General features: G+C 65.1%; 6 protein-coding genes. 4 read left to right on the forward strand and 2 right to left on the reverse strand.

The genetic code is table 11. The features are described from left to right. Nucleotides 1–229 precede the first annotated feature (229 nt). A complete protein-coding gene (locus AC1DJT_RS31340; protein WP_441507633.1) occupies nt 230–436 on the forward strand; it encodes a hypothetical protein in 207 nt (68 codons plus the stop codon). Between the two features lie 56 nt (nt 437–492). Here AC1DJT_RS31340 and AC1DJT_RS31345 read toward each other — a convergent pair whose 3' ends face one another. After that, nucleotides 493–3,687 (reverse strand): efflux RND transporter permease subunit, encoded by a 3,195-nt coding sequence (locus AC1DJT_RS31345; protein ID WP_476835582.1) that lies wholly within the window; start codon nt 3,685–3,687, stop codon nt 493–495. A gap of 72 nt (nt 3,688–3,759) precedes the next feature. Beyond that, nucleotides 3,760–4,917, reverse strand: a complete 1,158-nt coding sequence (locus tag AC1DJT_RS31350; protein ID WP_441507635.1) for an efflux RND transporter periplasmic adaptor subunit — start codon at nt 4,915–4,917, stop codon at nt 3,760–3,762. A 228-nt stretch (nt 4,918–5,145) separates the two neighbouring features. Here AC1DJT_RS31350 and gatB point away from each other — a divergent pair, with 228 nt between their 5' ends. The 3 genes from gatB to AC1DJT_RS31365 all read left to right on the forward strand — a co-directional run bounded on the left by gatB (nt 5,146) and on the right by AC1DJT_RS31365 (nt 7,739). Continuing rightward, nucleotides 5,146–6,627: an Asp-tRNA(Asn)/Glu-tRNA(Gln) amidotransferase subunit GatB gene (gatB, locus tag AC1DJT_RS31355; protein WP_476835583.1), complete on the forward strand. Its 1,482-nt coding sequence runs from the start codon at nt 5,146–5,148 to the stop codon at nt 6,625–6,627. Beyond that, a complete protein-coding gene (locus AC1DJT_RS31360) occupies nt 6,624–7,130 on the forward strand; it encodes a GNAT family N-acetyltransferase (protein WP_441491730.1) in 507 nt (168 codons plus the stop codon). The genes gatB and AC1DJT_RS31360 overlap by 4 nt, the downstream gene beginning before the upstream one ends. 120 nt (nt 7,131–7,250) lie before the next feature. Continuing rightward, nucleotides 7,251–7,739, forward strand: a complete 489-nt coding sequence (locus AC1DJT_RS31365; RefSeq protein WP_441491729.1) for a GNAT family N-acetyltransferase — start codon at nt 7,251–7,253, stop codon at nt 7,737–7,739. The last annotated feature ends 145 nt before the right edge of the window (nt 7,740–7,884 follow it).

Raw genomic sequence — 7,884 nt, forward strand, 5'->3', positions numbered from 1 at the left:
GGCCAGGTCATCGAGGACGCGGCTGGCCGCTTCACGGTTGGCGAGAAGTGGTGGGCGTAAGCGCCTGAGCGCGGCGCCAATCCCGGGAGCCTCCAGGCAGGAGCCCGGGATTCGTCACCTGGATCTTCGAAGTTTCCGGATCGTTTCCGGCTCTGCATCACCTTGCGGTTTGTCCGGCATGGCGCGGACAGATTTCCGCTGGACCATGCTTTGGGTCTAGGCTGGCGGCATGATCTTCAGCCGCGCCATCGCCTGGGCCTGTCTCACTTTCCTGCAAGGGGCGCTGGCCTTCGTCGCCGCGCTCCTGCTTCTCCTGATCATCGTGCAGCAGGTGAGGGGCGATGCCGGTGCGCAGCCCCTCGCGAACCTGATCGCGGCTGCGGTGGCGGCTGGCGTCGCCTTCGCGTGCCGGCTCCTGGCTCGAAAGTTCGCCTAAAAGAGAAACCCCGCCTTGCCGGATCGGCAAGGCGGGGTTTCGTTGTTCAGCAGGCTTCAGTGGGCTGCCGGATGGGCATCCTTGCCGGCGGTCGGCTCGCCCTTCTTCTTCCGGCTCAGCACAGAAGCGAGCCAGCGCACCACCACATAGAAGACCGGGGTGAACAGCAGGCCGAACAGCGTCACGCCGATCATGCCGGAGAACACCGCGACGCCGAGAACCTGGCGCATTTCGGCACCGGCACCGACGGAGATCGTCAGGGGCAGCACGCCAAGGATGAAGGCGAGCGACGTCATCAGGATCGGTCGCAACCGGGTCCTGGCCGCTGCGATCGCAGCCTCGCGCCGGCTCATACCCTCGTCCTCGGCCTGCTTGGCGAATTCGACGATCAGGATCGCGTTCTTCGCAGCAAGGCCGACGAGCACGACGAGACCGATATCGACGAGCACGTTGCGATCGAAGTCCTTGTAACCGACGCCGACCATCGCCGCGAGAATACACATCGGCACGATCAGGATGACGGCGAGCKGCAAGGTCCAGCTCTCGTACAGTGCCGCCAGCAGCAGGAAGACGAAGACGACGGCGAGGCCGAAGGCGATGATCGCAGTGTTGCCGGCAAGCTTCTCCTGCAATGCGATCTCGGTCCATTCGAAACCGAACCCGGCCGGCAGAACCTGCTGCGCGATCTTCTCCACCTCCGCGATGCCCTGGCCGGTCGAATAACCGCGCGCCATCGAAAGCTGGACCTCGGCCGCCGGATAGAGGTTGTAGCGCGGCACGCGATAGGCGCCGGTCGTGTCGGAGAAGGTCGCGACCGAGCCGATCGGCACCATCTCGCCGTCGACATTGCGCGTCTTCAACGCCGCGACGTCGCGGATGTCGAGCCGGTAGGGATTGTCGGCCTGCGCCGTCACCCGGAAGGTGCGGCCCAGGATATTGAAATCGTTGACATAGGCCGACCCCATATAGACCGACAGGGTCTCGAACACCCGGGTCACGGGCACACCGAGCATTTCAGCCTTGGTCCGGTCGATATCGGCGTAGATCTGTGGCGTCCTGGTCGAGAACAGCGTGAACGGCTGCTGGATTCCCGGAGCCTGGCCCGCGGTTCCAGCCACTGCCCAGGTCGCGCCCTCAAGCGCCGGCAGGCCGCGCCCGCCGCGATCCTGGACATAGCCCTTGAGACCACCGCCGTTGCCGATTCCGGGAACGGCAGGAGGCTCGATCACCAGGGCGAAGGCCTCGCCGATCTGGCCCAGCTGGCTGCGCAGATCGTTGAGGATGCCCTGGGTCGTGAGGCCCGCCTTGGCCCTTTCCCTGAAGTCGGTGAGGGTGACGAAGGCGACGCCGGCATTGGGCGCCAGGGTGAAGGTTGCGCCATCAAGGCCGGCGAAGGCGACGATATGGGCGACGCCAGGCCGCGACAGCAGCATGTCGGTCGCCTTGCGGATGACCTCGTCGGTCCGCGGCAGCGACGAGCCCGGAGGCAGCTGCACGACGGCGATGAAGTAGCCGCGGTCGAGCTGCGGGACGAGGCCCGTCGGAATCGCCGCCAGGCGCTGGCCGGCGACCGCGATCAGGGCGGCATAGACCAGCAGCATCAGGACGCCGACGCGGATCAGGCGCGAGGTCGCCGCGCCGTATGCGCGCGAGAGCCAGTCGAAGGCCATGTTGAAATATTTGAAGAACCAACGCAGCGGCGCACCGATCGCCGCGAAGAAACCCTTCGGCTCCTCATGGCTGTGCGGCTTCAGCAGGATAGCCGACAGCGCCGGTGACAAGGTCAGCGAAACGAAGCACGAGATCGCCGTTGAGGCTGCGATCGTGACTGCGAACTGCTGGTAGAACGTGCCCTGCAGACCAGTGATGAAGGCGGTCGGGATGAACACGGCGCACAGCACGAGCGCAATCGCGAGCAGGGCGCCGCCGACCTCGTCCATGGTCTTGTGCGCTGCGTCCTTGGCGCTCATGCCTTGCGCCAGATAGCGCTCGACATTCTCGACCACGACGATCGCGTCGTCGACGACGATACCGATGGCCAGCACCAGCGCCAGCAGCGAGATCGTGTTGAAGGAGATACCGACCGCGCTCATCACCAGGAAGGTGCCGACCAGCGAAACCGGGATCGCGATGATCGGGATGATCGCCGCACGCCAGGTCTGCAGGAACAGGATCACGACGAAGACGACGAGCACGATCGCCTCGAGCAGCGTCGTCACCACGGCGGAGACGGATTCAGCGATGAACTCCGTCGGGTTGTAGACGATCTTGTACTCGACCCCGGCCGGGAAGTTCTTCGACAACCCGTCCATTGTCTTGATGAGCGCTTCGGATGCCGACAACGCATTCGAGCCCGGACGCTGGAACACGCCGATCGCGACGGCTTCCTTGTTGTCGAGATAGGAGTTCGACAGATAGTCCTGCGCGCCGAGCTCGACGCGGGCCACGTCGCGGACGCGGATCGTGCCGCCATCCGCGTCCGAGCGGACGACGATGTTGTAGAACTCGTCGATGCTGGTGAGGCGTCCCTGCGTATTGACCGAAAGCTGGAAGGCGCCATCCGACTTCGCCGGCGGCTGGTTGATTGCTCCGGCGGCGACCTGGATGTTGGCGGCGCGGATCGCGGCGATGACATCCCCGGCCGTCAGATTGCGCGCCGCGACCTTGGCGGGATCGAGCCAGACACGCATCGAGTAGTCGCGCGCGCCGAAGACCTGCACGTCGCCGACGCCTTCGACGCGGGTCAGCACGTCCTTCACGTTCAGCGTCGTGTAATTCGAGACGTATTGCTGGTCGCGCGAGCCGTCGGGCGACAGCATGTGGATGACCATCAGGAAGTCGGGCGAGGCCTTGCGGACCTGCAGGCCGAGCGTACGGACGTCCTGCGGCAGGCGCGGTTCGGCCGCCGAGACCCGGTTCTGCACCAGCACCTGCGCCTGGTCGACATCCGTGCCGGCCTTGAAGACGACGCTGATCGTAACACGCCCGTCACCGGTCGATTGCGACGAGATATAGAGCATATCGTCGACGCCGTTGACCTCCTGCTCGATCGGCGCTGCGACGGTCGAGGCGACGACCTCGGCCGATGCGCCCGGATAGGTCGCGGTGATCGTGACGGTCGGCGGCGCGATCTCGGGATATTCCGCGATCGGCAGGCTGCGCTGCGCGATGGCGCCGGCGATCGTCAGCAGGATCGAGAGAACGGTCGCGAAGATCGGCCGGTCGATGAAGAAATGCGCAAAGCGGAACATGCTGGGGTCCTGGCCGGGAGGGCAGGGCGGGCGGCCGATGCCGTCCGCTTCCGGTGATGGCGGCGTAAGCCGTCAGTTGGTTGCGGCGACCTTGATCTCGCCGGCCTGCGGTGTGACGGTCGCGCCCGGCCGCACCATCGGGCTGGCGAGCCCGTTGATGATGACCTTGTCGTCCTTCTCCAGGCCCTTGGTGATCACGCGCAACCCGTCCGCGATCTGACCGAGCACCACCGGCTTGGGCACGACCTTGTTGTCGGCGCCGACCGTCAGCACGATCTTGCTGGCCTGGTCCGAGACGATGACGGCGTCGGGAACGAGCAATGCGTCGACCTGGCCGGCATAGATGCGCACGCGCCCAAAGGTGCCGGGCGTCAGGAACTGATCCTTGTTCTCGAATACGGCGCGGCTGCGAATCGTACCTGAGCGGGCATTGAAGGCGTTGTCGACGAAGTCGATCTTGCCCTGGCGCTTCCAGCTCGTCTCGTCGGCGAGCCTGACCTGTGCGGTCGGAGCGCTTTCACGGTTCGTCAGCCCGCGCTGTTCGCCGGCGAGCCTGGAATAGCGGAGGTAGTCGGCTTCCGACGTATCGAACACGAAATTGATCGGATCGGTAGCGACGATCGTCGTCAGCAGCGTCGCACCCGACTGGCCGCCCGCGACGAGGTTGCCCGCATCGACGCGCTTGTTCGAGATCCGGCCGGACAGGGGGGCGCGAACCTGCGTCCATTCCAGATTGAGCTCGGCGGTCTTGAGATTGGCCTCGGCCGCCTGCTGGGACGCGACGGCACCGTTCAAGTTGGCGCGGCGCTGGTCAATGTCGCGAACCGTGATCGTCCGGTTCTGCGTCAGAGCCTCGGCGCGCTCGACCTCGTTCTGGGCGAGCTCGACCTGGGCCTTGGCGCGCGCGACTTCAGCGCGTGCCGCATCGACGGCAAGCTGATACGGGCGCTGGTCGATTGTGAAGAGCAGATCGCCCTTGTTCACCCGATCGCCGTCGCGGAAATGGATGCTGTCGAGGAACCCGGAGACGCGGGCCCTGATCTCGACCTGCTCGCGCGCTTCGAAGCGGCCTGTGTACTCGTCCCAGTTGGTCACGCGCTTGGCGAGCGGCGCTGCAGTCTGGACCGGCGGAGCCGGTGGGGCGCCCTGGGCGAGGGCCGTGGCGGCGGACGTCGCGAGCAGCACCGCGAAGGTGGCAAGAGTCCGACCCGTTGAGCGGCGGATTCGCATGGAAAAACTCCGGATAGCGGGGCCGGCGCAACCACTCTCGGTTTCCGGGCCGCGCGCAAGAAAGGTTGCGTGCTGACGATTGTCAAGTTCCGTCACTCGACAGCACCGTCGAATGACGACAGATTAGCAACATTCCGGCCAGGGGGTGACAGGATGGCAACAGACGCTTGCCGCCCGGGCGCCAAGGTTCTACCGAAGACGCGACCTGACCAGAGTTGGAAGACCGATATGAACGCGCATGCCCGCCCTGCCKACCCGAAGAAGCTGATCAAGGGTGCAACCGGCGATTGGGAAATCATCATCGGCATGGAAATCCATGCCCAGGTCACCTCCAACGCGAAACTTTTCTCAGGCGCCTCCACCGCCTTCGGGGGCGAGCCGAACGAGCATGTCAGCCTAGTCGACGCKGCCATGCCCGGCATGCTGCCGGTGATCAATGCCGAATGCGTGCGTCAGGCAGTTCGTACCGGCCTAGGGTTGAACGCGCGCATCAACAACCGGTCCGTGTTCGATCGCAAGAACTATTTTTATCCCGACCTGCCGCAGGGCTACCAGATCAGCCAGTACAAGAGCCCGATCGTCGGCGAAGGTGAGATCGTCGTCGATCTCTCGCCGACCGAGCAGATCAGCGTCGGCATCGAGCGCCTCCATCTGGAGCAGGATGCCGGCAAGTCGATCCATGATCAGCATCCGACGATGAGCTTCGTCGATCTCAACCGCTCCGGCGTCGCGCTGATGGAGATCGTCTCGCGCCCCGACCTGCGCTCGGCCGACGAGGCCAAGGCCTTTGTCACCAAGCTGCGCACCATCCTGCGCTATCTCGGCACCTGCGATGGTGACATGGAGAAGGGCAACCTGCGCGCTGACGTCAACGTCTCGGTGCGCCGCCCCGGCGAGCCCCTCGGCACGCGCTGCGAGATCAAGAACGTCAACTCGATCCGCTTCATCGGCCAGGCGGTCGATGTCGAGGCGCGCCGCCAGGTCGGCATCCTCGAGGATGGCGGCAAGATCGACCAGGAAACGCGGCTCTATGATCCCGGCAAGGGCGAGACCCGTTCGATGCGTTCCAAGGAGGAGGCGCATGATTATCGCTATTTCCCGGACCCGGACCTGCTGCCGCTCGAATTCGACGATGCCTTCGTCGAACATCTGAAGGCAGCGCTGCCGGAACTGCCCGACGCCAAGAAGGCGCGCTTCATCGCCGAATACGGCCTGACGCCCTATGATGCCTCCGTGCTCGTCGCCGAGCGCGAGCAAGCGGATTACTTCGAGGCTGTCGCCAAGGGCCGCGACGRCAAGGCCGCCGCCAACTGGGTGATCAACGAGTTGTTCGGCCGCCTGAACAAGGAAGGCAAGGATGTGACCGCCTCGCCGGTCTCTGCCGCCCAGCTCGGCGGCCTCGTCGATCTGCTTGGCGAGAGCGTCATTTCGGGCAAGATCGCCAAGGATCTGTTCGAGATACTCTGGTCCGAAGGGGGCGATCCGCGCGAGATCGTAGAGACGCGCGGCATGAAGCAGGTGACCGACACTGGAGCGATCGAGAAGGCGGTCGACGAGATCATCGCCGGCAATCCCGACAAGGTCGAGCAGGTCAAGCTGAAGCCGACCATGCTTGGCTGGTTCGTCGGCCAGGCCATGAAGGCGTCGGGCGGAAAGGCCAATCCGCAGGCGCTGAACGAGATCCTGAAGAAGAAGCTGGGTATCGAGTGACGCCAGACAGGCTCATCATCCGCGACGCGGTTGCGGCCGATCTCCCGGCCGTCCGCTCGCTGTTGGTCGAGACCTGGCATGCGACCTATGACGGCATTTATGGCTGGCAGCGTGTCGCCGAGATCACCAATGCCTGGCATTCGCTGGAGAATCTGAGCGCCCAGCTCGGTCGCGACGGCGAAGCCTTTCTCGTTGCTCTGGTCGATGACCAGATCGTTGCGACCTCGTCCGCCCGCCGCGAGCGCGACCGGGCGGCGCTGCTGACGCGGCTCTATGTCCTGCCGACCTATCAGGGCGTCGGGATCGGCCGCACCCTGCTGCACGTCACGCTCGCCCATTTCCCCCTGGCGCCGGTTGCGCGCCTGGAAGTCGAGCTGCAGAACGAGCCCGCGATCGCATTCTACGAGCGGATGGGCTTCTTCCTGCAGCGCTCGGCCCGCTTCGACGGCCGCGATGACACGCCCAACACCTTGCTGATGGCAAAGCGCCTGTTTGCCGAGTGACGGCAGCCGGCGGAGCCCGTCAGCGTGCCGCATGGGCCGGCATGCCGAGTTCCGTTTCAGAAAGGGCTTTGCTAACACCGCGCCAACCGCGGGGCTGTCCAGCGGTCCGGAGGCCTGGCCATGAGCAAGAGCAAGATCGATCCGTCCGAGATTTCCATTCGCCAGGCCCGGCGCGACGATGTCCAGCGTGTCGCCAGCCTGATCGTGCTTGGCTCCGCGACACAGGAAGTGACGGAACAGGACGCCGCAGCTGAAGCCGCGCACCCGGACTATGAGCGGGCCTTCGACGAGGTTCTGGCGAGTCCCGACACCACACTTTTCGTCGCCGAGCGCGCCGGAGAGGTCGTCGGCACCTTCCAGGTCACGCTCATTCCGGGTTTCGCCGCACGAGGGCGCAAGCGTGCGAAGTTCGAGAGTGTCCACGTTGCGCCGGAAACGCGGGGAATGGGGATCGGCGCAGTGATGATGACCCACGGGCTCGCCTTCGCAAAGGAGAAGGGAGCGGGGCTGGTCGAGCTGACCTCGCACAAGGCTCGCACCGACGCCCATCGCTTCTATCGCAATCTTGGCTTCGACCAGAGCCACGAAGGCTTCAAGAAGCCGGTCTGAAGGCCGCAGAGCCGTCCAGGCCGATCGCGGGCGGCTTACCATGCCCGGACATGACCAACCTGCTTGCCAAGCAGGTCGGCAACCCTACCGACGGCCTGCCGGGCGGCCTACATCAGATCCCGGCTCAATCGCGACAGGAAAGCTG

The organism is Allobosea sp. 05T422_2, assembly GCF_056396265.1.